Origin of the sequence: Rhizobium sp. LjRoot258 (assembly GCF_964254185.1) — a bacterium.
GTDB lineage: Bacteria > Pseudomonadota > Alphaproteobacteria > Rhizobiales > Rhizobiaceae > Rhizobium.
This window is the reverse complement of sequence record NZ_CAXUST020000002.1, coordinates 146263-170402: the sequence shown is the minus strand read 5'-3', so window position 1 is coordinate 170402 and position 24140 is coordinate 146263. Positions and strand designations below refer to the sequence as shown.

Genomic DNA, 24140 nt, shown 5'->3' with positions numbered 1-24140 from the left:
ACCGTAGCCGTTGCATTCCTGTTCTCGGTGTGGTGCACATGGCTGATTGCGCGGGGAACTTTCCGGTGAAGGCTAGTCAGACAAAGGCTAGAGCCGTCGCCGACATCCTATTTCGGAAACAAGAATGTGACCACCGCCCGGACTCCCCAGCCGTCCGGCCCATTCTCCGGCGATTCCGCCCAGTAACGCGCGCCTACGCCAAAGCTCACGGGCTGTTCGCCGAACTTCACCACCTTTGAGACCTGAAAGTTAATCGGGATTGACCACTCATCATTTTCCCAGTCGTATGTACTCTCGGTGTTCAACGAGAACGTCCAGGCCTCGTGCGTCGTATACGAGATGAAGGGTTGCAGGAATGTCGAACTGACGTCAGCCCGGTCGCTCTGCCCCGCGAACGACCATACGTGGTTGGCCAGTATCCCGAAGGTCCATGGCCCGCCTTGCTTCAGGGCAACGCCGGTTGGACCAGCGCCCCACTTTCCGCTTCCGAGGAACTCGTCTGTTGCTGTGGGGAGCAGGAACGCCGGACCAACGCCCCAGATGATTCCATCGGTTGGCTTTGCTGGTGAAAGAAAGAAGCTCTGTAATGTATCACCCAAACCGAACTGCTCTCCTGACGGACCAGCGATATCGTCTTGCCATGTCACAGGCAGGATTGTTCGGGAAATGAGGTTCCAGTCTTCATTCAGCGAGAACGGAATTACAGGTTGGATATTCAGAGTAGCATGGTCGCCATCCTGCGGTCCGTAGCCTTGGTCGTAGTTGAATTGGAATGGAACACTAATCAGCGAGGCAATTGGGTTTGAGAGCTTCTTCGCCAATTCTTCGCTGGATTGGGCATTGGCCGAAGCGGCTACGGAGGTCAGAAGGACGGCGTAACTCAAGGATTTGAGACCTGATGCCACAGTCATGCTCCTACCTGCACGTTGTTCTGAAACCGGCGGAGCCATGCAGGAAACCCCCAGGTCGCATGCTGCAAATACGATGAAAGAGTCTGTATGTCGGCGCAAGTGCACGGCGGCAACATACGACGCAAAAATAAGTCGGCTCGAAAGGCGCGGCCAGAATGCGCCAACACCCGACATTGACAAGCCTGCCACGCCTCCTATCGTCGCTGGACGAAGTGAACTCGGTGAGGTTTAACGGTGCCAGTGACGCGACATTTGATTAAGCGAGGTGACGGAGCAGCCGTTGAGCTGTTCCAAGCTCGTGCAACCGATACCGCGCCCACGGGAGCAATATTGTTTGTCCATGGCAATCAGGGTGGTCTTCTTCTCGGGGCGAAAGAGCTTGTCGATAATGGAGCGCTACTTCGATTTTCGTCTCGCCTTAACATCACGACGGCGGCTGTCTCGCAGCCCGGATTCGGTGGGTCAGATGGCCCCGCTGACTTCTGCGGTCCCAAGACACAGCAATCCATAATAGCTGCTATCCGCTTTCTCAGGGAGCAACCGTCAGTCGATCCTGACCGCATTGTCCTTTATGGAAACAGTCGTGGGGCTGTTGCTGCGGCCATGGTCGCTGCTCAGGTACGCGATCTCCGAGCAATCATTCTGTCGAGCGGCGTCTACGATCTCAAAGAGGTTTTCGAGACCAGTCCACGGGGTATTCGTCAGGCTATTGAACATGAGGCGGGACTATCTACCGAAGCCTTTAGGGCTCGTTCTGCCTTGCATCATGCCCATGATATTAGATCAGAAATCTTGCTACTCCACGGCAGGTATGACGACCGCGCTCCTGTCGCTCAGGCTGAGGCGTTCTCCGCGGCCCTGTCCGACGCTGGCGTTTCCGTCGATATCAGGGTCTTCGAGTGCGGGCACCGAATCCCGCGCGAAGAATCTCAGAGTGCGCTCCGCCCATTTCTACAGAAGGTACTCGTTTCCGGCATCACGCGTCACTAGACTTTGACGACGGCTTCGGGCCGACTGGGTCATTGATGGGACTTGCTGTATAAGACTGGATGATTCCAGGGTAAGAGTTCGTCGATCTGGCTCTGTTTGTGGCCGTCGGCGCAGTTTTCGGATTGTATCCTTGTTTCATGAGCAGTTCGTCGGCCTCGACCGTAGCAACGAGGTTTGAATCAAGCCGTTGCTTCGGCCAGTGCCAAACTCGGAGACGTTCCGGTCGCGGGTCGAAACCCTGTCCACCGCCTCACGTCTTCTGCCGTCACAAACACAGTCGGGAAGAACCGCTTGCTCGGCACCTTTTGCCGAGCAATTTCACAGAATATTTCGAGATTTTCAAAGAATCGCTCGGCGGTCGCCCGAGGCGGAGAACCTGCGTTGAGAAGACCACGCCGCGTGACCGTCACCGCTTGCGGCTCCTCACCTTCAACCAACAGCAAAAAACAACCGATATGCTGTTTCGCATCGTACCTAGCCGAAGCGACCGAATATGCTTTCAAAGAAACTGGCATGGTTCCCTCCACTCTGCCTGTCGTGCCCTGTTTCAATCGAGGCGGTATCCTCGGTCCGGAAGCGGATTAGGTCTGCTCCACGTATGAACGTCTCAAGGAGCGCTTGATGTTCTCCGGGTATGAGGACGCCGCTGCTCACAAATTCCAGCACGTCGACGCGCAGCTTTTCTGCCGGGTCGTTTTTCACGCGTGTGCCTTCCCATCGATGTCGCCAGCTTGCTGCAGACGCCTGTTTGGTGAATGCTGTGCGAGACTTCTGAGGAACTGTGCGCCCAGCTTGGCCTGGTCGGCCATGTCCTCGAAGAGCATGATTGCCTCGTCGATTTCACCTCGGTCGGAGGCCTCGGACAGCTGGTCAAGGTCGTTCAGCAATTCGGCCAAGGTCAGAACCTTGGTCCGCTGTCGGACACTGGCGACGAACAGCTCCCTGAGCACAGGGCCCAGCTCATCGGACGTCAAGCTGCCGAGGACTTCTCCCACGACAGACGAGCAGCCGCAGTCCGTATCGGGGCGTTTGATAAATGCTTTGATTTGGCGAACTGCCGCTTGAGCACGTGTCTGCGCTTCACGCGGGCCTGCGCAACCTGGGACAATCATCAGGCAACTCCTTCATTGTTTCTCAAGCGGGATACCCACTCAGCACCCGCTCGTCCGTGGTGAAACCCATTCGACAGCGGCACGCCGGGATAAAGGCGAGCGAGCCGGGATGATGCTTCTTCGGGGTCGATGCGCCCCGCCACCAGCTCCGCGAACAGCCGGGCCACCGCGACCATGTCGCAGGTTTGCGGAGAGAGGCGAAGGGATGTGATGCCCAGAACGCTGGTTTCCGCAGCATCCTGCAGTATCGCTTGACAAGAATGCGAAACCGTCTGGACACCGTTAAGGGCGAGGAACGGTTGTCCGCTCAAGGTCTTCACCGGAAGGCCATCCGGATCTTCCTTGCACACGAACTGACAATTATCCTTTGTCCGACCTTTCGATCGTGCATGGGCGCAGCGTGCCGAAATGGCCAGGGGCAAACGTCCGAAGGCGAAGAATTCATAGTCGACCTCCGGGGAGGCGCTGGTGATTTGTCTTATCGATGAAGATGGCAACTCCGGAGGCAGGCAGATTTTAGTAGCGCCGTTTCGGGCAAGCATCTTGGCGGTAGCGGCATTGTAGACGTTAACGAACGGTCCAATCGCGTGTGCCTTGCCCTTGAGGGCGTGCAAAGCGGAAAGATCGTTGGCTTCAATGGTGCGAGATGAGCCCCGTGCCAGACTTCTCTGATATTCCGCTTCGCGATCAAGGGTGACCAGTGCGAGCGTCGAAAATCGAACTTCCTTTCCAGCCGATTCCAAACGGTCGACCACCGCTGCGATCACGGGTTCCATGAAGTGCAGACGCTTGGAGCAGATTGTCTCCCCGAGCACGACTACATCCACTGGCGCTTCGTCAGCTATCCGCAAATAGAAATCTCGCCACGTTTCGGTGGGCCAGAGATAAAGCACCGGACCGAGAGTCAGACTTGGAATCTTGTGCGCCGCCATTGTTATCGCCACCGTTTCTCATATGCGCCGTGAGTGGTCTGTTGTCCTTCGCTGAGCGCGCGAAGCCGTGCCAGGAGGCGCACGCGCTCTGACTGGGGTGCATTCAACGTCGCGCGCAGGGTCGACACCACCTCGGCGATGTAGGCTTTGCCGCGTTGTCTGCCTTCGACTTTCAGGGCGGATACACCGGCGGCGCGCAGATCATCGAGTTGATCCATGACATCGAGCGAAACGGGGTCCTCGAAGGCATATGACCGTGCCTCACCGATCTCGAAGCGTCCTTTGCAAAGCGTGGGGTACCCCGCCGGTTCATTTGCCGCGAACCTGTTGATCGTGAAGCTGCCGAGGTCCGAAACCATGTCAGCGCCGACCTGTCGATAGCGCACGTGGCTTGCGGGAGAACAGACGCCGTTCATGTTGGGGGATTTCCCGGTGGCATAAGAGGAGAGAGAGCACCGTCCCTCCGCCATGACGCAAAGGCCGCCGAAGACAAATACCTCCAACTCGCATCGAACCCGTCGGGACAGTCGCGCGATATCGTTGATCGTTAGCGTTCGAGGAAGGACAATGCGAGCCGCTCCAAAGTTCTCGACGAGATATGCCAGGGCATCTTCATTGGACGCGGACGCCTGGACTGAAATGTGAAGCCGCTGCTGGGGATGTTGCTCTGAAACGTAGGCCATCAGACCGAAGTCGGCGACGATCAGTGCGTCGGCCTTTGCGTTCGACGCTTCGTCTGCTCGCTTGTACCACAGAGCTTCACGCCCAGCGGTCATGAAGGTGTTCAGCGCGACGAAGGTTTTCACTCCCCGCGCGCGGGCGTACGCAATTGCCTCCCTCAGTTCTTCAATCTCGAAATTGAGGCCTGGAAAGTTGCGGGCGTTCGTTTCGTCTCTGAAACCGCAGTAGACCCCGTCAGCTCCTGCATCGACGGCTTCTCGAAAGGCCGCGGGAGTTCCAGCTGGGCAAATCAACTCCATGTCACACCCTGGGCCTTCAAGACCTGCTTTCTGAAAGCGGAGAGAGCGACACCGACAGGCGATTTCAAAGGACCGGCGATGGTGCCGATCGATTTGACCAGGTCGATGCCGCAGTCATCGAGGGCGTTCCTAAGTGCAAGAACCGCTTCCATGTCGCCGGTGACGGTCAGCTTTCTGGCAAAGAAGATCGCATCTCCATCAACCCGTCCCTCCGCAAGTGCCAGCATCAGAAAGAGGGGGCCACGTATCGTCGCATCAGAAGGCGGTTCGTCGCGGCTGCGAAATGTCCGTATGGACCGATCCGCAGGCTTGACCGCAAATCCAAACGGGAAATCGGAGGGGATGAAACAGAAGCGACAGGATTCGAATTGACCGAGACGATCAAACAGCTTCGGGTGAGCCTGCAATGTCTTTTGAAAAAGCACAGATGCGACGCGTTGAGCAAGCGGGATCGGAATGATCCGCGCAGTCGCCATAAGTCGTGGTGATGCGAGCATGTTGGCCTCGTGTATGGAGCAAGACCATCCTATGCACTTCCGACGCTGCGTTGTTTGAGCTAGGACAAAGACACCGCCCTATTTCTCGCAGAATGCCTCGTGCATGAAGAGCGAGAACAAAATCCCCGCGTTTCCCGATCTGCGAGCGTTTGTAGAGGAACTCGAGCGTCGAGATCTTTTGGTCACGGTGGATGAACCTGTCTCGCTGCGCCACGAAATGACGGCTCTTCATCATCGCGTGCTCGCCGAGAACGGGCCGGCCTTGCTCTTCCGAAAGCCGGTCGATGCTAACGGCCGTACATCTCCCATCCCCGTCCTTGTAAACCTCTTCGGCACGCAAGAGAGGATCGAGTTGGGCTTCGGTTTGGGCTCGGGAGGCCTTCGCCGGCTGGGAGAGGAACTCGCGGAGTTGCACAGACCAACTCCGCCCAAGTCTTTTGGGGACGCTTGGGCGAAGTTGCCGTTGATCAAGGCGGCGCTCTCGATGCGGCCGAAAAGCCGCCGGACGCCGCCGGTACAGGAAATCATATATGAGGCGAAGGAGTTGGACCTCGGCCAGCTGCCAGTGCAGTGGTGTTGGCCGAACGAGCCCGCGCCGCTGATAACGTGGCCTCTAGTGATCACCCGTAGCCCGCACGACCCCTCCGACATCAACGTCGGGATCTACCGAATGCAAGTGCGCGACAGGAAATCGCTCATCGTGCGCTGGCTTGCACATCGCGGTGGCGCAAAGCACTTCCGGGAGTGGAAGCGCAAAGGTCTCGACATGCCGATCACGATTGCCATCGGAGCGGACCCCGCGACACTCCTTGCGGCAGTGATGCCGATCCCGGAAGGCATGAGCGAGCTGAATTTCGCCGGTCTTCTGCGCGGCGCCAGAACCGAGATAAGCCAAGCGGTCTCGGTGCCCATGCCCATTCCCTCGAATGCGGAAATCGTCCTCGAGGGCGTTGTCTCGTCTGAAGAGACCGACCTCGAAGGCCCGTATGGTGATCACACCGGCTACTATAACGCAGTCGATCACTATCCGGTTGTCCATCTGACAGCAATTACCACAAGGCGGTCGCCTCTCTACTTGTCAACCTACACCGGTCGCCCGCCCGACGAGCCATCCCGCCTAGGGGAGGCGATGACAGAACTCTTCATTCCCGTTGCCAAGCAGCAATTTCCGGAAATCACGGACCTCTGGCTGCCGCCGGAGGCCTGCTCTTACAGAGCCGCAGTCGTCGCGATCGACAAACGTTATGCGGGTCAGGCGAGAAGGGTGATGATGGGCCTTTGGTCCATGCTTCCTCAATTCAACTATACCAAGCTGATCATCGCCGTGGATAGCGACATCAACGTACGCTCCTGGGAAGATATATTCTGGGCGATCTCGACCCGCTTCGATGCTTCGCGGGATCTGATGCTCTTGGAACACACTCCGATCGACCAACTCGATTTCGCGTCCCCTGTTTCCGGCCTCGGCACCAAGATGGGCGTCGACGCGACCAACAAATTAGCGGGCGAGACAAGCCGGGAATGGGGAGCAGCACTCCAAATGCCTGCGGCGCTGTCTGAATGGGCCACGCAAACCTGGGAAAGAATAAAACGTGACATCAACAGCTAGACGCCAGCGCGTGGTTCTCGCGCTCACAGGAGCGTCCGGCGCAGTCATCGGGGCGACGATCCTTAGGACTCTGATCTCGTGTGGCGTGGAAGTTCATCTTGTCGTCTCAGAGGCTGGAAGGCGCACCCTGGCCCATGAGACCGGACCGGATGCTCACGGAAGAATGCTCCTCGATGCCTTTCGAACATATGACGAAAGAGACATTGGCGCAGCAATTGCAAGCGGCTCCTTTCCGATCTCGGGAATGATCGTTGCGCCGTGTTCGATGAAGAGCCTCGCGGGGATTGCTACAGGGCTTTCAGACAATCTCATAGGACGGGCTGCCGACGTGCAACTCAAAGAGCGTCGCCGTCTCATTCTGCTCACCCGCGAGACGCCGCTGCATCTCGGGCATCTCCGCAATATGACGAGTGTCACCGAGATGGGTGCTATCGTCATGCCGCCCGTACCTGCGTTCTACAACAAGCCTGAAACCTTGCAGGACGTTGTCGACCATCTGGCCTGGCGAGCAATAGATCTTCTGGGCCTTCCGCTCCCGACCCTTGCCCGGCCTTGGCTGGGAGAGGGGCGTTTGCAGCTACATGAAGAGAGAGATCGGGTCGGCTCCGACCAGCATGGCATGACCGCCGCCGAACAATAGCCACGCGGTCGTTGCAATCGCCGCCAGTGCAGCAAGGGCCACCGGGCGGTCGATCTTGGGTCGCGTCCCTCTGGCGATAGCCGCAAAAGGCACAGTTGACGTGCCAGCGGCGGTTTCTTCCCACGAAGCACCGAGCCGCCGCTTTGCTCGCTTTTCGACCATTGGCACAGTTCCCAACGCGAAGGCCGCAAACCCACCGAAAAGCAGGATGGACCTAAGATCGCCATTAGCCGCGATGTGCCCCAGTGCCCACAACGCAAATCCCCAAAGGACGGGGTGGCGCGTGAGGGTCGTTATGGCGTCGGGCGGTCCTGCACTGAAAACAGCAACCGACAACGGGTTCGAGGAGAGCAAACCGGCGAGCACAAAAAAGAGGCCCAGTGGTGCCAATACGAAAGTTATTACGCCGTGCCAGGGTTGAAAGTCCCATAGCGGAATATAGTCCAATGCAAGGGCCGCCGAGAACACCCACACAAGCGCTATGACCGATAGGGTCGAGTATACGGCAAAGTAAAGGGGCCGTCCGGTCCTCCGAACTATTCCCGATCGCACCGCGGGAATGGCGGGTATCGAATGTAATGCAAGGAACAGCCCGAAGGCAGCGGCGAATTCAAACATGACACGTCTCCAGTCGCGACGGTTCCTACCGCGTCGGCTCTGGATCGTCGTTGACAAATAGCAAGCACGAATGTCGAGGTCCGGATCACAGCCTCCTTAATTGCTCGTGACATGTTTGCGTTTTCGCAAAGAAGCTGCAGTTCGCGCTGATAAACGTGACCGCAGAAGTCATGTTTATGGGGATATCAGGATGTCTCGTTTCTCTATTTCAGTGCCGGCCGGGATCGGTTTTTCCGTGCTTTTGTCAGGACTCTCGAGCGCGGCGGAATATCCGATCGGCTCACCGCAGATCAACGCGGGCATGGAGGTCTCCGCGGTTTATCTCCAGCCTATTCAGATGGATCCGCCAGGAATGATGCTTCCAGCCGATAAAGCAGACATCCACCTCGAAGCGGATGTTCGGGCAATGGAAGGAAATTCGAACGGCTTCGCGGAAGGGGATTGGATTCCAGGGCTGCATATCGAGTACCGGCTCAAGAACGTTACCACCGGAGCGGAAGAGGCAGGCTCCCTTGAAGCGATGGTCGCCAATGATGGTCCTCACTACGGCGACAATGTGAAGCTCTCCGGAGCGGGTCGGTATCAGCTCACCTTGACGGTTCATCCTGGCGGCCACGGCGAAATGACTTTCGGCAGGCACGTAGACAAGGAAACCGGGGTCGCTGCGTGGCCGGGCGCGTTTACTCTGAGCTACGACTTCGTCTATGCGGGCGTGGGCAAAAAGGGTGGCTATTGATGCTTGCCGCCATGAAGATCGCCTTCGCAGGAGGGTTGGCTTTCGCGGGTATTGCGATGCCCGCTTCCGCCGAGGATGATCCGCCAACATTCAAAGTGCATTTCAGCAATGGTGTCGTGTCGCCTTCCGTTCTCGAGGTGCCGGCAAACACTCGCTTCAAGCTCGAACTCTATAACGATGGGCCGACGGCAATCGAGTTTGAGAGCACGCCACTTCGAAAAGAGAAAGTGTTGGCTCCGGGAGCCTCCAGCTTCCTGATTTTCAGGTCGCTGGATGAGGGCGACTATGCCTTCTTTGATGACTTCCACGCCGATATGCCGCCAGCCAGGATCACCGCGCGATGACGTCTAATTTGTCAGTACAGGCATTCGGAGTCGCATTCGTTGTGTGGAGGGAGTCTTTTGAAGCAATGCTGGTCGTCGGGATACTGTCGAGCTGGGCTTCGCGTTCAAGTGGGGATGGTGACCGGCCGATAAGGTGGATAGCTGGTGGCGTAGCGGTCGGGATCATTGCGGCCTTCGCGATGGGCGCATTGTTGACCGTTGCTTCCAGCCTTCTGGACGGCGAAGCCGGAGAAATCCTGCAGATGGTCCTTGGCGCTGGCGCGTGCGTCCTGATGGTCAGAATGGTCTTCTGGATGCGCACCGATGCGGAGCGGGCAGGGCTTCAACTCGCCTCTCGGGTTCGAGCGCGCAGTCTGTCGAAGAACTGGATGGGTTTGGCGGGCCTGGCAGCTCTCGCTGTGGCCCGAGAGGGCGCCGAAATCGTTGTGTTTCTCTATGGACTGCTGTCAGCCAAGCCTGTGGGAGCGGCCGAAGCAAATGTGGCGGCGGGTGGTCTCGGACTTGTCCTTGCAGGACTGACATACTGGGTGCTCCGCGCCAGTACTTCTTCGCTGCCAAGATCCCTTTTTGCGGCGGTCGGCCAGACCGTGCTCCTTGTTCTCGGGAGCGGCCTTGCCATGATGGTCATTGATCGCGCCATTTCGCTCGGCTTGGCATCGCCGCTTTCGGGTCAGCTTTGGGACTCGCGCTGGCTTTTGGACGATACAAGCGGGGTCGGCGCTTTCGTCGCCGGTTTGACCGGCTACCGGTCGCGACCGGAACTCTTGCCCCTGCTTGGCCTCACCGGCTACTGGGTCATCGCCGGGTTTGCGGTTGCTCCGCCGCGCCAGTCGAAACTTGTCGCCCGATGAAAATCGCGGTGTGGGGACAACAGTCGGCAGCGGGCTTTGGCTCGTTCCTGCTGCGGCATCAGTCTGCCATTCGGCGGTGCCAATGGGGTATGATTGGGCTATACGCCGCGCTTCTCGTGATCCCTCTTTTTCTTCCGCTTCCGACGAGCAGCGACTTCATCTGGAACGACATTGTGCGTTTTTCGCAATTTCTTTTCTGGGGAGTCTGGTGGCCTTTCGTTATCCTTGGCACGGCCCTGATAGGCCGTTTTTGGTGCGGCGTACTATGTCCAGAGGGAGCGCTTTCGGAATTTGCCGGTGAACGAGGCGCGGGGAGAGCAATCCCAAATTGGTTGAAGTGGCCGGGATGGCCGGTCGTCTCGTTTATATCGACGACGATGTACGGACAGCTGACCAGCGTTTACCAATACCCAAAACCTGCCGCGTTGGTGCTCGGGGGATCCACTCTGGCGGCGATGGTGATCGGTGCAAGGTATGGCAAGGCCAAGCGTATCTGGTGCCGGTTTCTTTGCCCGGTCAATGGAGTGCTCGGCCTGGTCGGAAAAATTGCTCCGCTTCACTTTCGAGTAGATCCCACGGCATGGGTTTCTGCAGAGACGAGACCTGCTGCGCAAACTCGCATTAACTGTGCTCCACTCGTTCCAATCAAAACGATGCAAGGAAGTGCTGCCTGTCAAATGTGCGGCAGATGCAGCGGCTATCGCGGTGCGATCAGGCTGGCCTGGCGTCAGCCGGGGAGCGACATTGTCTCTGGGTCTGGGAAATCAGCGACTTGTTGGGAAAGTTGCTTGATTGTCCCTGTCCTTCTCGGGCTCGTTCCTGCCGCACTTCACTGGTCGAGCAGTCCGCTGTTCCTCAGCTTAAAGCAGCTGATCGCAGAACTTTGCATCAACGCCGGCTGGGGATGGCCAATGTCGGCACGGTTGCCTTGGTGGGCATTGACCAATTATCCGGCACAGAACGACGTTATGACACTGGTCGACGCTGTTGCCCTGCTTTCATTGCTGCTTATCGCAACGGTGGCAGCCATTGCCACCTTTCTTCCCGCCGTTGCCGCAATCTCGGTGATCTTTCGTCGTCAGAAAGTTCCCCTTCATCACATGACGCAAGCACTCATTCCGCTCGCCGCCGCCTCGCTTTTTTGCGGGCTGCTCTCGTTGACGCTGATGCAGCTCAGGTCCGATGGCATTGATCCGTTCTTTGTCGATCCATTGCGCGGAATGGTGATTTTAGCGGCTGGTAGTTGGTCATTGCGGTTGTTTCATCAGATACTCTCAGCGCAAAGGGTTAGTCCGATTGGGTGTTTGAGCGCCACAGCTGCGATGTCCTTTCCAGTTGCCGCGTTCTGCGTCGCTTGGATCGCGGCTTTTCTAAAGTAGCTGGCGGACTAATGACGCTGCCCGCGTTGTTGCAACAGCGTGCTGGTCGAACGCGTGAAGACGGCAACGACTTCGGCCAGCGCTATCGCCTCCGGTGAACGAGCCAGTGTGAGACCGCCCGGCCTTCGACGCTTGCCGCAGAGAAGGCCATGCGTCACGAGGCAACTGGCCGTCTTGGGCAGGTGAGCGTGGGATCCACCCCTTGCGGTCTCTTCTAACGCACTCAACCTGTGAGAATTCGCCCAGCGAGCAACAGAAGCCGAACCGTATCGTCGAGCAGTATTGACACTCGTGCCCCCACCCTAGTCCCGCGATCCCTCTGCCAGTGCCAAGAGCCGCTGGGGATCCCGTACCGTCAGCTTTTGGCGTCCCCCCTCCACAATCCCTTTCGACTCCCATGCGCTGAGAATCCGAGAGACGGTGTGGAGAGTGGTCCCTGTCATCTCAGCGATGTCTTGTCTGGAAATCGGAAAGTCGATGCGAATACCGGCATCGCTGGTCGGCTTGCCAGCTTGTTTCGAAAGCCGCAACACGGCGTGTGCGACGCGCCGCTCCACTTCTTCGGTGGACATTTCGCGAATGCGCGTGTGCGCCTCTTCCAGGCGCTGGCCGATCGTCTGCATCGCCGTAACGGCAAGCCGCGGGTTCTGTTCGACAAAACGGGACCACATTTCAGTTGGCCAGCCTAGCACGAGGCTTTCGGCAGCCGCGATAGCGGTACCCGGGTAGTCTGTTCTTTGCAGCGCCATGGCAAAACCGAACAAATCGCCCGGATGGACCATCCGGACGATTATCTGCTGACCATCTTGCGTTACCTGGGTCACCTTGAGACGGCCGTGGAGCAGGAGGTAAAATGATCTTGCAGCAGCACCCTGTTCAAATACGGCGTCTCCTTGGGAAACCCGCCTGGGCGTCGCGTGCTCCAGCATCGCGTCCAGATCAGCATCGGTCATCCGATCGAACAGTGGCAGCGATTTCAAAATTCTGCGGTCAACTTTCATCTGGCGGGCCTTTATTGTTGCCGTAATTTAGGAAGGGAGCCACAATTTCTGCCACACCCCGTCGCGCGAAATCACCCACACTTTCCGCGAAGGTTGCTCTTTTCACAAGCCGGAAACCGAGATTGTCGGGTGGGCTTCCGACAGAACAGCCGCCACCTTTGGGATTGCGCACGAACGTGCTTGTCGGGGCTCGGTGTTTTCCGTCTGCGATCATGATCCCGCATGTTGCCGCATCCGGCTCTTCGACTACCAGGTCTCTTCCCAGATCAACGCGCTTGTTGCAGGTTGTTGTCCATTCCCAGATGTTGCCGCCGAAATCCGCCAGTCCGGTCTCGCTCATTCCAAACGAACCTTTGGGTTGCGGCGCGGGGTCGGTCGATGCAGCGCGACGAGCCTCGCGCTCGTAGTCGGCAAGCCAACGGATGGCCGGATTTTTTTCATTCGGGTCGATTCCAAGAGCGTCATCCGGAAACCGGTCGGCTGCTGCGTAAGCCAGTTCGAGATCGGTTGGCAACCGCCACTCCTCTCCTGTTCGCTTCGAAAGCCAGGCGGCGTAACGCATGGCGTCATCATAGCTTACGCCCGTCACGGGCGTGTCTTCCGAGGATTCGCGGCTGCGCCCCTCCGCGGCCTCGCAAACGCCGTCGGCCACACAACGGTTATAGTCGCCGAGTGTGGCCTGGTATTTCATTATAGCCAGCGGAAACGAGATGACCACGCGGGTTTTGGGCGCATCTACCGCCAATCCACGTCGGAAGTACTCCGTGGCGTCACGGTACAAAAAAGAATGCGGAACAATCGACACAAGCTCCGGAGCCGCGATCGAAGCGTCAGTGCGGATCGCAAGAAACCCCGATTGCACTGCGACTGCCGCCGACAGGGCCGCCAGCAGGGCAAGCGGAATGGTCAGGGAGATGCTGGAAACATCGTTACTCGCAGCGTACCGAAACATGTTTTCAAACGCGAAATGCGCCTCCAAACGTTGTTGCGCGCGGGCCGGATGGTCCGCGCGCTACCTCTCCGGTTCTCAGGTGCCCGAAGGAGCTCTGATCGATGTCATCAGGTCGTCGTTCCAATCGCCGGTGACCTTGAAGTGAGCCGCCGCGCCCAACTCGAACGCCTCGATGAGATTATGGTTGACATAGGCATAGATGCCGGGCTGCGCGAATTTATACAGGGCCGCGCCAGCCGTGCCGCCGGGAATGAACCAGGTCTCTTGATCGATGTCAGGCGGGTTCTTGAACTTGCCCGTCGCCCACACGTACTCACCGTGTCCGCCGATTAAATGCGGTCGTGTATCACGGTTCGCCTGCGAATGCAGGATCAATACCGTTTCGCCGACCTTCGCAGTCATCGCATTTTCACCGGTCAAAGCGCCAACCGCGCCGTTGAACACAATATGCGTCGGCGTGAGTGTTTTCATCACGGCCACGGTGTCTTCGTATGCTTCTCCGGGACTGTCGTATTTCTTGAATTTGCCGGTTTCGTCGCGCGGAACATAGAAGTCCTGTTCGCCCACATAGTAGGCTTTGTCGTATACTAGCGGCTTGCCCTGAGCGTCAGTGAGGCCCTCGCGCGGCAGCACCATGATCGCGCCATTCATGCCCGAAGTAACGTGCCAGGGCACCATGCCGGGAGGTGCGCAGTGATAGACGAAGACGCCGGCCTTGGTCGCTTTGAAGCGGAGTACCGTGCTTTCACCGGGATTGACTACCGTCAGCGCGCCCCCACCAAGGCCGCCAGTTGCAGCGTGGAAGTCGATGTTGTGCTGCATGGTGTTCGTTTCAGGGTTGACCAGGGTCAATTCAACGTAGTCGTCTTGGTGAACAACCATCATAGGTCCGGGGACCGAACCATTGAACGTCATTGCGTTGATCTCGGTACCGTCCTTGTCCAGAACGATCTTCTTTTCTTCAATGGTGAGCGTGAATTCCTTGATTTTCGGGCCGCCTTCAGCTTTCTGTGTGTGGGCGTGCACGAAGGGCGGCTTCACAAGCTCGACCTTTTCGCGGGGCAATTTCGTGATGTCGACCTGAGTAGGCGTTTCCTGCGATGCATTGGCGGTTCCGACCGCAGCGGCCGATACGATGATGGGAGTCAGTGCGCCGGCAACAGCAGTTCCGGTAAGCATAGTGCGCCGCGTCATTTGCAAACTATTCGTCATGGCTAATCTCCTCAAAACGAAGACGGAGCGGACGCCGCCCGGTCGAGAAAAACCGTAGAACATTCGGGGACATACTCTTTGATTTGGAGCAAACTCGCTATTTGAGACAGCGCAAGTTAAGGGCGGCGCTATTTGCGTATTATCAACGACTGTTTCCTAACGATCTGATCTTCTGCGATGGTCAATTGGAGTAATGATCATGCAGCGACAGTCGAATGTGGCGGAACGTCTACCGCGTGGGATGTCACGGTCCGGACCGGTTCTATTTTCCTACGGCTTCCGTCCCTTTTTCCTTGCATCGGCAATTTGGGCCATGCTGAGCATTGCCCTGTGGGTCGGTTATCTGTCGCACGGACTTCCGGTCGCAGACAGTTACGGTTCACTCTACTGGCATGCCCACGAGATGCTATACGGATTCGCGCCGGCCGTGCTCGCGGGCTTCCTCCTCACCGCAATCCCCAACTGGACCGGCAGGCTTCCAATCTCCGGACGCCCTCTTATGTTGCTATTCGGCGTGTGGGTTGTCGGCCGCGTGGCCCTGCTGTTCAGCGGCACAATAGGCATTTCTGCAGCAGCCGGCCTTGACAGCCTATTTCTTCCGCTGATGCTGGCGCTCTGCACAAGAGAAGTGGTTGCAGGCCGAAAGTGGAAGGACCTGAAGGTTATCGCCGGGTTGGCCGTGCTGACCGTCGCCAACATATGCTTCCATGTGCAGGTTGTGAGCGGCCAGAATCCCGAAATTCCGATACGTCTGGGCCTTGGCGCGTATACCCTCCTCATAACGATCGTCGGCGGCAGAATTCTCCCCAGCTTCACCAGGAATTGGATCAACCAATTCGGAAGGACTGATTTTCCGGTTCCTTACAACCGGTTTGACGGCGTCGCCATTGTCATCGGCGCGCTGGTGCTCGCGTGTTGGGCCATCTGGCCGGAAAGCATCGTGACAGGTATCGGTGGCGTGCTTGCTGCACTTGTGAATGCAGTCCGATTAATCCGGTGGCGCGGCTGGACAACCTGGAGAGAGCCGATACTTTTCGTTCTTCATATTGCCTACGCGTTTGTCCCCATAAGCTTCGCTTTCGTAGCTTTGGGCACGGTTGGTCTCTCGCAGATCGCCGTTCTTCACGTGTTGGCCATCGGAACTGTTTCACTCATGATGTTGGCGGTTATGACCCGCGCTAGCCGCGGCCATACCGGTCGCAAATTGAACGCGAGCCGCACGACGGTCGCCTCCTACGTCATCCTTGCCGCGGCGGCGATCATTCGCCCCATGGCCGAAATGATGCCGGATCACAGTGGCACGATTTTAGAGGTCGCAGCGTGCGCCTGGATTATTGCTTTTGGAACCTTCGTGTTCGAATATTCGCCCTTCCTCTGCAGGGAGCGAAAGCCGCTTGCCAAGAATGGAGGATGAAATCCCGGCCAGACGGGTTGGCGAAGCACGAGCCCACTTTGCCGTCGTATTAAGCCGAGTGGGCATCCTCGCGCTTCGTCGGTCGACAACGCGCGGTACGCCGCGACCCCGCAGAGCCAGGACCGTGCAGGATCATCGTTTCAAACGGAGAACGTCTTCCATGCGAAACACGATCCTGGCGATGGGAGTTTTGCTTGCCTCCGTCTCACCTGCGCTGTTGCCCCACTCAGGGCTTCGGCGCAAACGATCGAAATGGTGAGACGAGCATTTGTTGAGGTGCGGGTAGGTATCTCCCGCCCGGATTATGTGGCAGGGCCGAAATTAGAATCGTATCGAATGCGGCGTCGGCGACCTGTCATTGAGGAGTGATCGCGTGATTTGCGAGAACGTCGGCGCAAGCTTTTGAGCGGGGCACTTCCTGAAATCGTCATCGATGCGCCGAACGCTGGCCTCGTCGACTGGCTATCTTCGCAAACAATCTGTCCACGATTTTGCGGAGGCATTGTCAGCGTCAAGGAGCACGGCAAGTCGCGGTGAGCGGATATCAGCAGCCATTCAACAGCTCAAATTTCCGCAACCCCCCATGGGAAGAAACAGCGGCCGGTGTATGCAGACGGGAAGTTGCAGCTTAAATGACGGCGGCTCCCATGAAGGAGTGGGTTATTGCGGCCTCAATTTGCCAGAGCGCCGGCCGCCGTTTCCTCCCATGGATCTAAATTGCGCAAGCTTCTTCAGCAACGTACTCCGCTCTCGGTTCCAGCTAGAGATCACAGTCGCATCCTATACCCTTTAGGCTAAGTCCTTAGATTACGGCCTGCTACGGCCAAACCCCTTTCCGATCATCTCGGGCGACCAAGCAGGGTCGTGCACGAGATCTACACTAGCTTCGCTCACGCTTTCCATCTGCTCTATTTTTGCTTTGACTGCCTCAACGATGAACGCCGATGCAGGACAGTTGCGGGTGGTGGTCGTCATGACAACACGCACACGGCCCGCTGCCGCAATCTCGATTTGATAGATCAGGCCAAGTTCAACGATATCGGACCCAATCTCAGGGTCTTCAATGCCGCGCAACGCCTCCACAATAGCTGCGGTTGAAACCGCTTCAAGAGTCAACATCAGGCAATGTCCTTTGGTGTGGCACGGATCATAATGCGATACACCTTTCCGGTGGCATCGAAATTCCCGACCCATTCATGACCGCGAGCTTTAAGTTCATTGAACAGAAAAACCGGTTCGCGGTTCAGCAGGGCGAATAGAACGTCTCCGCTGGCCATCGTCTCCAGTCGGGAAAGAATGCGTTCCATGGGCTCCGGAGGCGCGAGGTCTGTAAGGTCGAGATTCCACGTCGGATCCGGCCAGACAGCGTCGGGGGTATCTCCGCTCGCCACCTCGTTAACGGGCTCGACAGCCGATTGCGGAACGAAGTCGATCTCCCAATCGTCATCGGCGAGCTTTTTGGTCGTATGGCGATATCCGCGCTGCTCAAGCTGGCGGATCAAAGGCACAGGCTCGAATGTCGCATGGAGCCGAACCCCCTCGTCAGGATTAAGTGAAGCGAACGTGTCCATTATCAGTTGGAACGGCATGCCGCCATCACGGAGGATCTGCCGGACATCCAGCTCTCGAAGCTCAGTCATTGTCGTTACCTCTCTGGTGGGTTGCTCGCGTACAATAAAGCCGGGTGGGAAAGCGGCGGGGACTTTGCGGATAGGGGTACATTCGCGAGTGATCGAGCCCGGAGAAGCTCCACCGCGAGCGCGCCGGTGGAAAGTGCTTGGCACAGGGCGGCCGCCTGGAAGGCCAGGTCAGAACCGGCTGCAATCGCAGCTGCGGCCAGGAGTACCGCCAAGTAGAAGACGCTAAGCCAGGTTATGGATCGACTGTCGTTTATCAGTTCACCAAGACGCGGAGTCGGCCGCCTGCCGAGCAGAGGTCCGAATGCTTCGATCCAAGTTAGAAAGGGGACGATTTTAAGCAACTGCGCAAGGCCCAGGCCAGTCAGCCAACCAAAGACAAAAAGGTAGGCGGCCGCCACTGTTACGCGCGGTTCTAAATCGAATACCATCGCGATAACAAACAACGGGGCTGACGTCGCCATCAACACGAATGCTGGTATCGAACCGAGCGTGTTCAATTCCAAACTCTTCCGTCGTCTTCCTCGATAGATTCGAACCAGGTCGACTAAATAGGCGGCTATGCAGAACTGAAACATCACGCCGCTCACAATGGCCCCGCGGCCGGCCCACGCCGTGTCGAAGGCCGATGTTATTGATGCGATGGCGAGTACAGCCAGTGCGAGCAAGCCGCTTCCGCGCACGAAACTTGGACCTTGCACATCATCGGAAAGAAGGAACATGGGAAGCAGTTTGTAAGTGACGCCGATCGCCGCGAAAGTCATCCACCCGACAAGGCCAAAGCCTGCGTGAAAAGGAGCCAGCAACGTCACGATCTCGATCATCCGCGGCGGAAAACCGAGACCGGACAATGAGACTGCGAAACACGCGCCCAAACCGATTGTGAGGATAAAGCAAACCAACCCAATCATGACGAAGGGAGCTGCGGCATGTGGTTTGATGGCTTGCCAAAGACCCGCAAACAACATCCCCGCAAGGGCACACAACGTTATAAGAAGCACAATCGCGGCGGCGAACAGGATTGCACCTGTTGCGGGCGATCCGACATCCATTCGATCGAATCCGCTCAGGAGTAGGCTGAGGCCTAGAACACTGCCGATCAAGCAGGGAAGGTTCAATCGTTCGGTTGGAAGGCTTAGCCCCGTTAGGACGGGAGTGAACTGGAAGAGCGCTCCCATCATGAGAAGGCCAAGCCAACCGATTGTGATGGAATGCACGACGATCAGCGCCCGAGGTTCGGTCACGTCAAAAGACGGCCGCCACCAGCCTGCTGACAAAAGAAATTCTGCCAACATCAGAAAGAGCACAGCCGCTCCGAAGTACGACATGGTCCACCGCGAAAGGGTCGTGCCGGGAGGCATCATCGTGCTTCTCCAGATTTAATTACTGCCGCAGCAGCAGTCGCAACCAGAATCTAGGCGGGTGATTTCAACACGCCATACCTCGGGACCCTGCTCAAGGTATTCCCAATTGAACTTCCCAGGAAAATTCGTTTCAAGCTGATAGTGGAGGGGGCGCGGCTCATGGTCGCTCGTAATAAAAAGCGTGCCGCCGGGTTGCAGGCCTTTGAGCGTACCGAAAATCTGAGAATGGCGTTCGGCCGGCGGAAGCGTCCTCACATCAATGTGGGGCGCTTTATCGTGGGTGGCTTGGGCGTCGGTCATACCGTTCAGTTCCTTTTACAACGTTTGAATGGTGCTGACGGGACTTCGGCTGCTCCCTCGTCAACGACACAAAATTAGCCGGAGCCAAACCCTCGGACTTTGACAACGAGCAAATATCCAGCGATTTGTTCGTTGAAACAGCCAACGCGAATTTCATTGACTTGGGACAAGGAAACGGATTCGCGTCAGCGCCATAAGCACGTCGTGAATGTTGATAAAGGAATTCGCGATGTCTGACTGTTTGGTCGCAAAGTACGGCGACGCGCGGTTGCCGCGCTACACAAGCTATCCCACAGCGCCCGCTTTTGCCGCCACGGTGGGCCCGGACGCCTACGTCCGAGGTCTTTCTGAAGTGGCAACTGCGGGACCGGCTTCAATTTATCTGCACGTACCTTTTTGCCGATCAATGTGCTGGTACTGCGGGTGTCACACCACGATCACCCGGCAGGATGCGCCGGTCCTGGAATATCTTGACGTGATGAAGCAGGAGATCGAGCTGGTCGCCTTCGCGGCGGGGAATGCTTTGCCGGTGAAAAACGTTCATTTCGGCGGTGGCACTCCCACGATCATGAAGCCCGACGAATTTGCGGACCTCATGAAAAAACTGAGGAGCGCGTTCGAATTCGAAGACCAGAGCAGCGTAGCCGTTGAAATCGATCCGCGCACCCTGTCCGCCGCCATGATCGAGGCCCTCGGGGAAAACGGCGTCAATCGGGCGAGCCTGGGTGTCCAGAGCTTCGACCCTGTTGTTCAGGCGGCGATCAACCGTATCCAATCTTACGAGCAGACGGAGGCCGCTGTTATCGGACTGCGAGCGGCGGGCGTCTCGAGCATAAACTTCGACCTTATCTATGGACTTCCTCATCAGACCGTTCAATCGTGTATCGAAACCGTTGCCTTGGCCGCGAAAATGAGGCCGGAACGCCTCGCGGTGTTCGGGTACGCACACGTCCCGGCGTTCAAGAAGCACCAGCGTCTCATCGATGAAGCCGCCCTTCCGAATGCTTCGCAGCGTAACGATCAAGCCGAGGCCATTGCTGACGAACTGGTGAAAGCGGGGTATGAGCGCGTGGGGCTTGACCATTTTGCTCTGCCGGAGGACGAACTGGCCGCTGCGGCCAGGACTGGCAAGCTTCGGCGAAACTTCCAGGGCTACACGACTGACCAATGCGACACGCTGATCGGTCTTGGAGCGTCCGCCATCGGACGACTGCCAATGGGATACATCCAAAACCATGTCCCCATCGGACTCTATGCCGAGCGGGTTTGCTCGGGTGTGCTTCCAACCGCGAAAGGTTATCTGCTAACCCAAGAAGACAAACTGCGGGCAAAAGTGATCGAGCGCCTTATGTGTGATTTCGCGGTTGACCTCGTCGGCCTTAGTCGCGAGTTTGGATTCGACGGTGGTTTCTTGCTCGATCGAAACGACCGTCTCTGTGAGCTGGAAGCCGATGGAGTGGCGACGGTCCGCGATGGCCACGTTCACGTATCACAGCGTTCCCGTTTCATGGTACGCGCCGTCGCTGCGGCGTTTGATGCGTATTTTGGCTCTTACGGACGCACCCATAGTAAGGCCGCTTGAGACGTGGTCGATGTGAGATCGGTTACGGAAAAAAGGCAACTGGTTGCGACCTAACCATCTGGGGACAGATATGGCAAAAAGTTGGTGTCGCAACTTTTTCTCTTTCAATAGACGGTTTTGGTGCGGGTCCTGGAGCAAAGCCTCAATAACCCATTGGGCGAGCGCGGCATGGCGTTGCAGCAGTGTTTTTCGGGACCCGTACGGTCCACGATTGCGACATATCCAAGGGATTGGACGCCCGTTGAGCCACGTTGCGTCAGTGTATCATTCGGCGCTGCTTTTTGTTGACGTTGCCGATTCGGTATCACACGGCAACACGCGAACGCTCCTTTGCCGATAAGATCCCTTCGCCTAGGCTGTGAGGTTGCGATAGATGGCCGGAAGAGCACTCGCAAGTTTCGATATGTCGGAGACAAGCGCGAAGCCGGATCGACCGAAGATGGCAGGAAGATACTCTTCGGCCTGGCGATCCACAGTGACAGCGAAAACTGATTGGCCCATTCCACGGGCCTCCAAAACGGCTCGTCTGCTGTCTTCGAGCGCGAACTTTCCTTCGTAGTGATCGACGTCGTTCGGTTTACCGTCAGTGAGAATTAGGAGAAGCTTTTTTCGCGCGCCGTGGCTTTGGAGTTTGTGGGACGCATGTCTGATAGCGGCCCCCATTCGCGTGTAGTAGCCTGGACGAAGGCCAGCAATACGCTCGGCGGTCTTGGCGGAGAAGGGTTCAAAGAACTCCTTCAGGGTGTCGATCCGCACCCAGTTGCGGCGACGTGATGTGAACGTGTGAATAGAAAAGCTGTCGCCGCAAGCGTTTAGTCCGTGAGCAAATACATCGAGAGCATTCTTCTCTACGTCAAGAACCCTCCGGTTATCGACCCAGGAGTCGGTCGACAGAGACACGTCCACCAGGATGGAGGTGGCGAGTTCGTGCGCGGCCGGTCTGCAGCATTCATAGATCCGATCGTCCGGTTGTCCGGTGGTCACAAGGTCGATCCGTGAGCGAACAACAGCTTCGAGGTCAAGCTCGTCGCCGTCCAATTGCGCTCGTCGGGTCTCTCTCCGCGGTCTAAGGATTTCAAACTGGCGCTTCACCTTTCGGACAACATGCGCATCAGTAGCCACCGCTTGGGCCTGCGGGTCAACGTCGGCCGTCCCGACGAACACGCGGCAATGATCCTGCAGATATTCTTGACGGCGGTAGTTCCATTCGGGATAGAGAAACTCTCCCTCTATCGTCGATGGGTCACACGCCTGCGGAGATAGGTAGAGGTCGAAATGGAACCGCGATTTGGGACGCTCCCGGGTTTCGCTAAGGGCGATCTCATCAAGTTCTTCCGCTGCGCTCGCATCGTCGTCTTCCTGATCGTCGGTCGGTCGATCAACATTGACCATCTCGGCCATCGCCAGAATTTTCTCGAAGCGATTGAGAATGAATGGATCGCGCTTTCGATCTTCAGTGTCCTTCTTCCGCTTCGCCGAATGCGATGGCTTCTGGGATTTTTCATCGGTGCCTTCTGAAGGCAAATCGTCGCGCAGCGAAGCGGTTTCCTCGTGACGTGCAAGATAGTCTGGCCAGAGGGGAACAGGAAGCATTGGCAGATATCCGGCAGGAGCGCCGGTTAGCGACGGCCTGGAGCCTGCTGGAAGTGGATGACCGAGGGGATAGGAAAGAGCGATGCGAAGGTAGTCCTCGATTTGGCGCTCGGCCTTCGGAAGCTTTCCTCTGGATCGATTTGTAACAAGGCCGTGAGTCAGACGGACATACCGATCCTTCATCCCTGGAAAGTTTCGCAGAACACCAGCGCAGTTGCCCCGGCCTTCATCAATTCGGGCTAAATCGCGAAGGGCCGGGTCAGAAACCGGCAAGCTAGACGGCACGACGGTGGCCATGTACGCAGCGAGCCAGAAATAGAGGTCCCGATTGAGTGTCCTGTCCTCAAAGAGATCGATCGAGGAGGGGAGATGCAGGGTCGATCCGTCCCACCAAGGCTGTTCACTTCTCTCCTCTCCGAGCCCAATCACCTGTCGCAGCCGCAGCCGATGGAGTGACGTTTTCTGCCGCGCGTTCGTGATCTGCGAGGTTAAATCGCCACCAAAGCCACGGAAGCATACGGAGAGCTGCCCCTTGATGTCGGCGAGATTGACAGCGGACTGCGGATGACGGGGCCAAGAGCTCGTGTCACCCACAAAACGGTGCCAGGCCCTCCCAACGGTCTCCTCCAGTTCCAGAAATTCAAGCATCGTTCACCTATGCGAGGGTTGAATTGGCGATCTCGAGAAGGGCGGCCTTGACGTCGGGCTCATCTGTCATCGGTTCGATGATTGCCGCGAGGACCGCTTCGGAAAGCGGGAGACCGGCATCGATCAGCGTTGCGCAGTAGATCAAAAGACGGGTGGAGACGCCTTCTTCGAGGTCCTGCCCCTTGAGACGGCGGAACCGATGCGCGAGATCGACAAGTGGGGCAACTTTCCCTTCCGCCAATCCGCTTTCCAGTGATACCGTCGCAATTTCAAGGTCCCTCGGCAGGAAATCGAACTCAATCGAGACAAAACGCTGCCGCGTACTGGGTTTGAGCGCCTTCATCAGGTTCTGGTAACCGGGATTGTACGATACGACGACCATGAAGCTTGACATGGCTTCGAGATGTTCGCCGGTGCGCTCGAGCGGCAGTACCCGTCGATCGTCTGTCAGCGGGTGAAGCACGACCGCGACGTCCTTTCGCGCCTCAACGATCTCATCGAGGTAGCATATTCCGCCACTGCGGACTGCCCTGGTCAGCGGACCATCAACCCACACGGTTTCGCCGCCCTTTAGCAAAAATCGGCCGGTCAGGTCGGCGGCGGTGAGATCATCATGGCAGGATACGGTCGACACCGGCAAACCGAGGCGGGCCGCCATATGATGGACAAACCTCGTCTTCCCGCAGCCCGTGGGACCTTTGAGAAGAACAGGAAGCTGGCGCGTCCAAGCCCTTTCAAACAGCGCGCATTCATTGCCGCTGGGGATGTAGCTCGGAATTTCCGACTTCGGATTGAACGGATGATTGATGGCGATAGTCATGATCTGATCTCCGATTGG

25 protein-coding genes and 1 pseudogene are annotated in these 24140 nt (G+C 57.4%); 9 read left to right on the top strand and 17 right to left on the bottom strand.

What is annotated here, in order from left to right; all coding sequences use genetic code 11:
• Window positions 1-107: 107 nt before the first annotated feature.
• Window positions 108-911, bottom strand: a complete 804-nt coding sequence (locus ACSQ9D_RS21685; RefSeq protein ID WP_436284037.1) for a transporter — start codon at window positions 909-911, stop codon at window positions 108-110.
• A 234-nt stretch (window positions 912-1145) separates the two neighbouring features.
• On the opposite strand from ACSQ9D_RS21685, the gene ACSQ9D_RS21680 reads away from it, so the two are divergent.
• Entirely contained in the window at window positions 1146-1901 is a 756-nt protein-coding gene (locus ACSQ9D_RS21680; protein WP_436284036.1) for an alpha/beta hydrolase family protein, read from the top strand.
• A gap of 179 nt (window positions 1902-2080) precedes the next feature.
• On the opposite strand, the gene ACSQ9D_RS21675 is transcribed toward ACSQ9D_RS21680, so the two are convergent.
• The 5 genes from ACSQ9D_RS21675 to ubiT form a co-directional block, all read right to left on the bottom strand.
• On the bottom strand, window positions 2081-2416 hold the full coding sequence (locus ACSQ9D_RS21675) for a hypothetical protein (protein WP_436284035.1): 336 nt from the start codon (window positions 2414-2416) through the stop codon (window positions 2081-2083).
• 183 nt (window positions 2417-2599) lie between these two features.
• Window positions 2600-3013, bottom strand: coding sequence for a hypothetical protein (locus tag ACSQ9D_RS21670; RefSeq protein ID WP_436284034.1), 414 nt, complete (start codon window positions 3011-3013; stop codon window positions 2600-2602).
• Window positions 3013-3945, bottom strand: a complete 933-nt coding sequence (gene ubiV, locus ACSQ9D_RS21665; RefSeq protein WP_436284033.1) for a ubiquinone anaerobic biosynthesis protein UbiV — start codon at window positions 3943-3945, stop codon at window positions 3013-3015. Before ubiV ends, ACSQ9D_RS21670 begins: the two co-directional genes overlap by 1 nt.
• Before the next feature lie 2 nt (window positions 3946-3947).
• Window positions 3948-4925 (bottom strand): ubiquinone anaerobic biosynthesis protein UbiU, encoded by a 978-nt coding sequence (gene ubiU, locus ACSQ9D_RS21660; RefSeq protein WP_436284032.1) that lies wholly within the window; start codon window positions 4923-4925, stop codon window positions 3948-3950.
• Window positions 4916-5422, bottom strand: coding sequence for a ubiquinone anaerobic biosynthesis accessory factor UbiT (ubiT, locus tag ACSQ9D_RS21655; protein WP_436284031.1), 507 nt, complete (start codon window positions 5420-5422; stop codon window positions 4916-4918). Before ubiT ends, ubiU begins: the two co-directional genes overlap by 10 nt.
• A gap of 103 nt (window positions 5423-5525) precedes the next feature.
• On the opposite strand from ubiT, the gene ACSQ9D_RS21650 reads away from it, so the two are divergent.
• Together ACSQ9D_RS21650 and ACSQ9D_RS21645 are read left to right on the top strand one after the other, a co-directional pair.
• On the top strand, window positions 5526-7031 hold the full coding sequence (locus tag ACSQ9D_RS21650; RefSeq protein WP_436284030.1) for a UbiD family decarboxylase: 1506 nt from the start codon (window positions 5526-5528) through the stop codon (window positions 7029-7031).
• Window positions 7015-7671 (top strand): UbiX family flavin prenyltransferase, encoded by a 657-nt coding sequence (locus ACSQ9D_RS21645; protein WP_436284029.1) that lies wholly within the window; start codon window positions 7015-7017, stop codon window positions 7669-7671. Before ACSQ9D_RS21650 ends, ACSQ9D_RS21645 begins: the two co-directional genes overlap by 17 nt.
• Here the strand turns inward: ACSQ9D_RS21645 and ACSQ9D_RS21640 are convergent.
• A complete protein-coding gene (locus tag ACSQ9D_RS21640; RefSeq protein ID WP_436284028.1) occupies window positions 7609-8289 on the bottom strand; it encodes an NnrU family protein in 681 nt (226 codons plus the stop codon). The two genes, ACSQ9D_RS21645 and ACSQ9D_RS21640, sit on opposite strands and share 63 nt — an antisense overlap.
• 190 nt (window positions 8290-8479) lie before the next feature.
• Between ACSQ9D_RS21640 and ACSQ9D_RS21635 the strand changes: the two genes are divergently transcribed.
• The 4 genes from ACSQ9D_RS21635 to ACSQ9D_RS21620 are packed head-to-tail and all read left to right on the top strand — an operon-like array spanning window position 8480 to window position 11599.
• Entirely contained in the window at window positions 8480-9025 is a 546-nt protein-coding gene (locus tag ACSQ9D_RS21635; RefSeq protein ID WP_436285136.1) for an iron transporter, read from the top strand.
• A complete protein-coding gene (locus tag ACSQ9D_RS21630; RefSeq protein ID WP_436284027.1) occupies window positions 9025-9369 on the top strand; it encodes a cupredoxin domain-containing protein in 345 nt (114 codons plus the stop codon). The genes ACSQ9D_RS21635 and ACSQ9D_RS21630 overlap by 1 nt, the downstream gene beginning before the upstream one ends.
• Window positions 9366-10220 (top strand): FTR1 family iron permease, encoded by an 855-nt coding sequence (locus ACSQ9D_RS21625; RefSeq protein WP_436284026.1) that lies wholly within the window; start codon window positions 9366-9368, stop codon window positions 10218-10220. Before ACSQ9D_RS21630 ends, ACSQ9D_RS21625 begins: the two co-directional genes overlap by 4 nt.
• Window positions 10217-11599 (top strand): 4Fe-4S binding protein, encoded by a 1383-nt coding sequence (locus ACSQ9D_RS21620; RefSeq protein WP_436284025.1) that lies wholly within the window; start codon window positions 10217-10219, stop codon window positions 11597-11599. The genes ACSQ9D_RS21625 and ACSQ9D_RS21620 overlap by 4 nt, the downstream gene beginning before the upstream one ends.
• A gap of 302 nt (window positions 11600-11901) precedes the next feature.
• Here ACSQ9D_RS21620 and ACSQ9D_RS21615 read toward each other — a convergent pair whose 3' ends face one another.
• The 3 genes from ACSQ9D_RS21615 to nirK all read right to left on the bottom strand — a co-directional run bounded on the left by ACSQ9D_RS21615 (window position 11902) and on the right by nirK (window position 14764).
• Window positions 11902-12600 (bottom strand): Crp/Fnr family transcriptional regulator, encoded by a 699-nt coding sequence (locus tag ACSQ9D_RS21615; protein ID WP_436284024.1) that lies wholly within the window; start codon window positions 12598-12600, stop codon window positions 11902-11904.
• Window positions 12590-13552 carry an SUMF1/EgtB/PvdO family nonheme iron enzyme gene (locus tag ACSQ9D_RS21610; protein WP_436285135.1) on the bottom strand — a complete coding sequence of 321 codons (963 nt, stop codon included), beginning with the start codon at window positions 13550-13552 and terminating at the stop codon, window positions 12590-12592. Before ACSQ9D_RS21610 ends, ACSQ9D_RS21615 begins: the two co-directional genes overlap by 11 nt.
• Before the next feature lie 75 nt (window positions 13553-13627).
• Entirely contained in the window at window positions 13628-14764 is a 1137-nt protein-coding gene (gene nirK, locus ACSQ9D_RS21605; protein ID WP_436285134.1) for a copper-containing nitrite reductase, read from the bottom strand.
• Window positions 14765-14963: 199 nt separating this feature from the next.
• On the opposite strand from nirK, the gene ACSQ9D_RS21600 reads away from it, so the two are divergent.
• Window positions 14964-16178: an NnrS family protein gene (locus ACSQ9D_RS21600; RefSeq protein WP_436284023.1), complete on the top strand. Its 1215-nt coding sequence runs from the start codon at window positions 14964-14966 to the stop codon at window positions 16176-16178.
• A 358-nt stretch (window positions 16179-16536) separates the two neighbouring features.
• On the opposite strand, the pseudogene ACSQ9D_RS21595 reads toward ACSQ9D_RS21600, so the two are convergent.
• The 5 genes and pseudogenes from ACSQ9D_RS21595 to ACSQ9D_RS21575 all read right to left on the bottom strand — a co-directional run.
• Window positions 16537-16733 (bottom strand): annotated as a pseudogene (locus ACSQ9D_RS21595) (NYN domain-containing protein); the annotation flags it as partial.
• A gap of 252 nt (window positions 16734-16985) precedes the next feature.
• A complete protein-coding gene (locus tag ACSQ9D_RS21590; RefSeq protein WP_047521906.1) occupies window positions 16986-17297 on the bottom strand; it encodes an iron-sulfur cluster assembly protein in 312 nt (103 codons plus the stop codon).
• Window positions 17297-17818 (bottom strand): DUF2249 domain-containing protein, encoded by a 522-nt coding sequence (locus ACSQ9D_RS21585; RefSeq protein WP_436284022.1) that lies wholly within the window; start codon window positions 17816-17818, stop codon window positions 17297-17299. Before ACSQ9D_RS21585 ends, ACSQ9D_RS21590 begins: the two co-directional genes overlap by 1 nt.
• Before the next feature lie 5 nt (window positions 17819-17823).
• Window positions 17824-19179: a hypothetical protein gene (locus ACSQ9D_RS21580; RefSeq protein ID WP_436284021.1), complete on the bottom strand. Its 1356-nt coding sequence runs from the start codon at window positions 19177-19179 to the stop codon at window positions 17824-17826.
• Window positions 19180-19194: 15 nt separating this feature from the next.
• Window positions 19195-19479 carry a DUF2249 domain-containing protein gene (locus tag ACSQ9D_RS21575; RefSeq protein WP_436284020.1) on the bottom strand — a complete coding sequence of 95 codons (285 nt, stop codon included), beginning with the start codon at window positions 19477-19479 and terminating at the stop codon, window positions 19195-19197.
• Between the two features lie 229 nt (window positions 19480-19708).
• On the opposite strand from ACSQ9D_RS21575, the gene hemN reads away from it, so the two are divergent.
• Window positions 19709-21061, top strand: a complete 1353-nt coding sequence (gene hemN / locus ACSQ9D_RS21570; RefSeq protein ID WP_436284019.1) for an oxygen-independent coproporphyrinogen III oxidase — start codon at window positions 19709-19711, stop codon at window positions 21059-21061.
• A gap of 351 nt (window positions 21062-21412) precedes the next feature.
• Here hemN and ACSQ9D_RS21565 read toward each other — a convergent pair whose 3' ends face one another.
• The gene (locus tag ACSQ9D_RS21565; protein WP_436284018.1) at window positions 21413-23302 is read right to left on the bottom strand and encodes a nitric oxide reductase activation protein NorD; all 1890 of its coding nucleotides are present in this window, start codon (window positions 23300-23302) and stop codon (window positions 21413-21415) included.
• Window positions 23303-23309: 7 nt separating this feature from the next.
• The gene (locus tag ACSQ9D_RS21560) at window positions 23310-24122 is read right to left on the bottom strand and encodes a CbbQ/NirQ/NorQ/GpvN family protein (protein WP_436284017.1); all 813 of its coding nucleotides are present in this window, start codon (window positions 24120-24122) and stop codon (window positions 23310-23312) included.
• Window positions 24123-24140 lie beyond the last annotated feature (18 nt).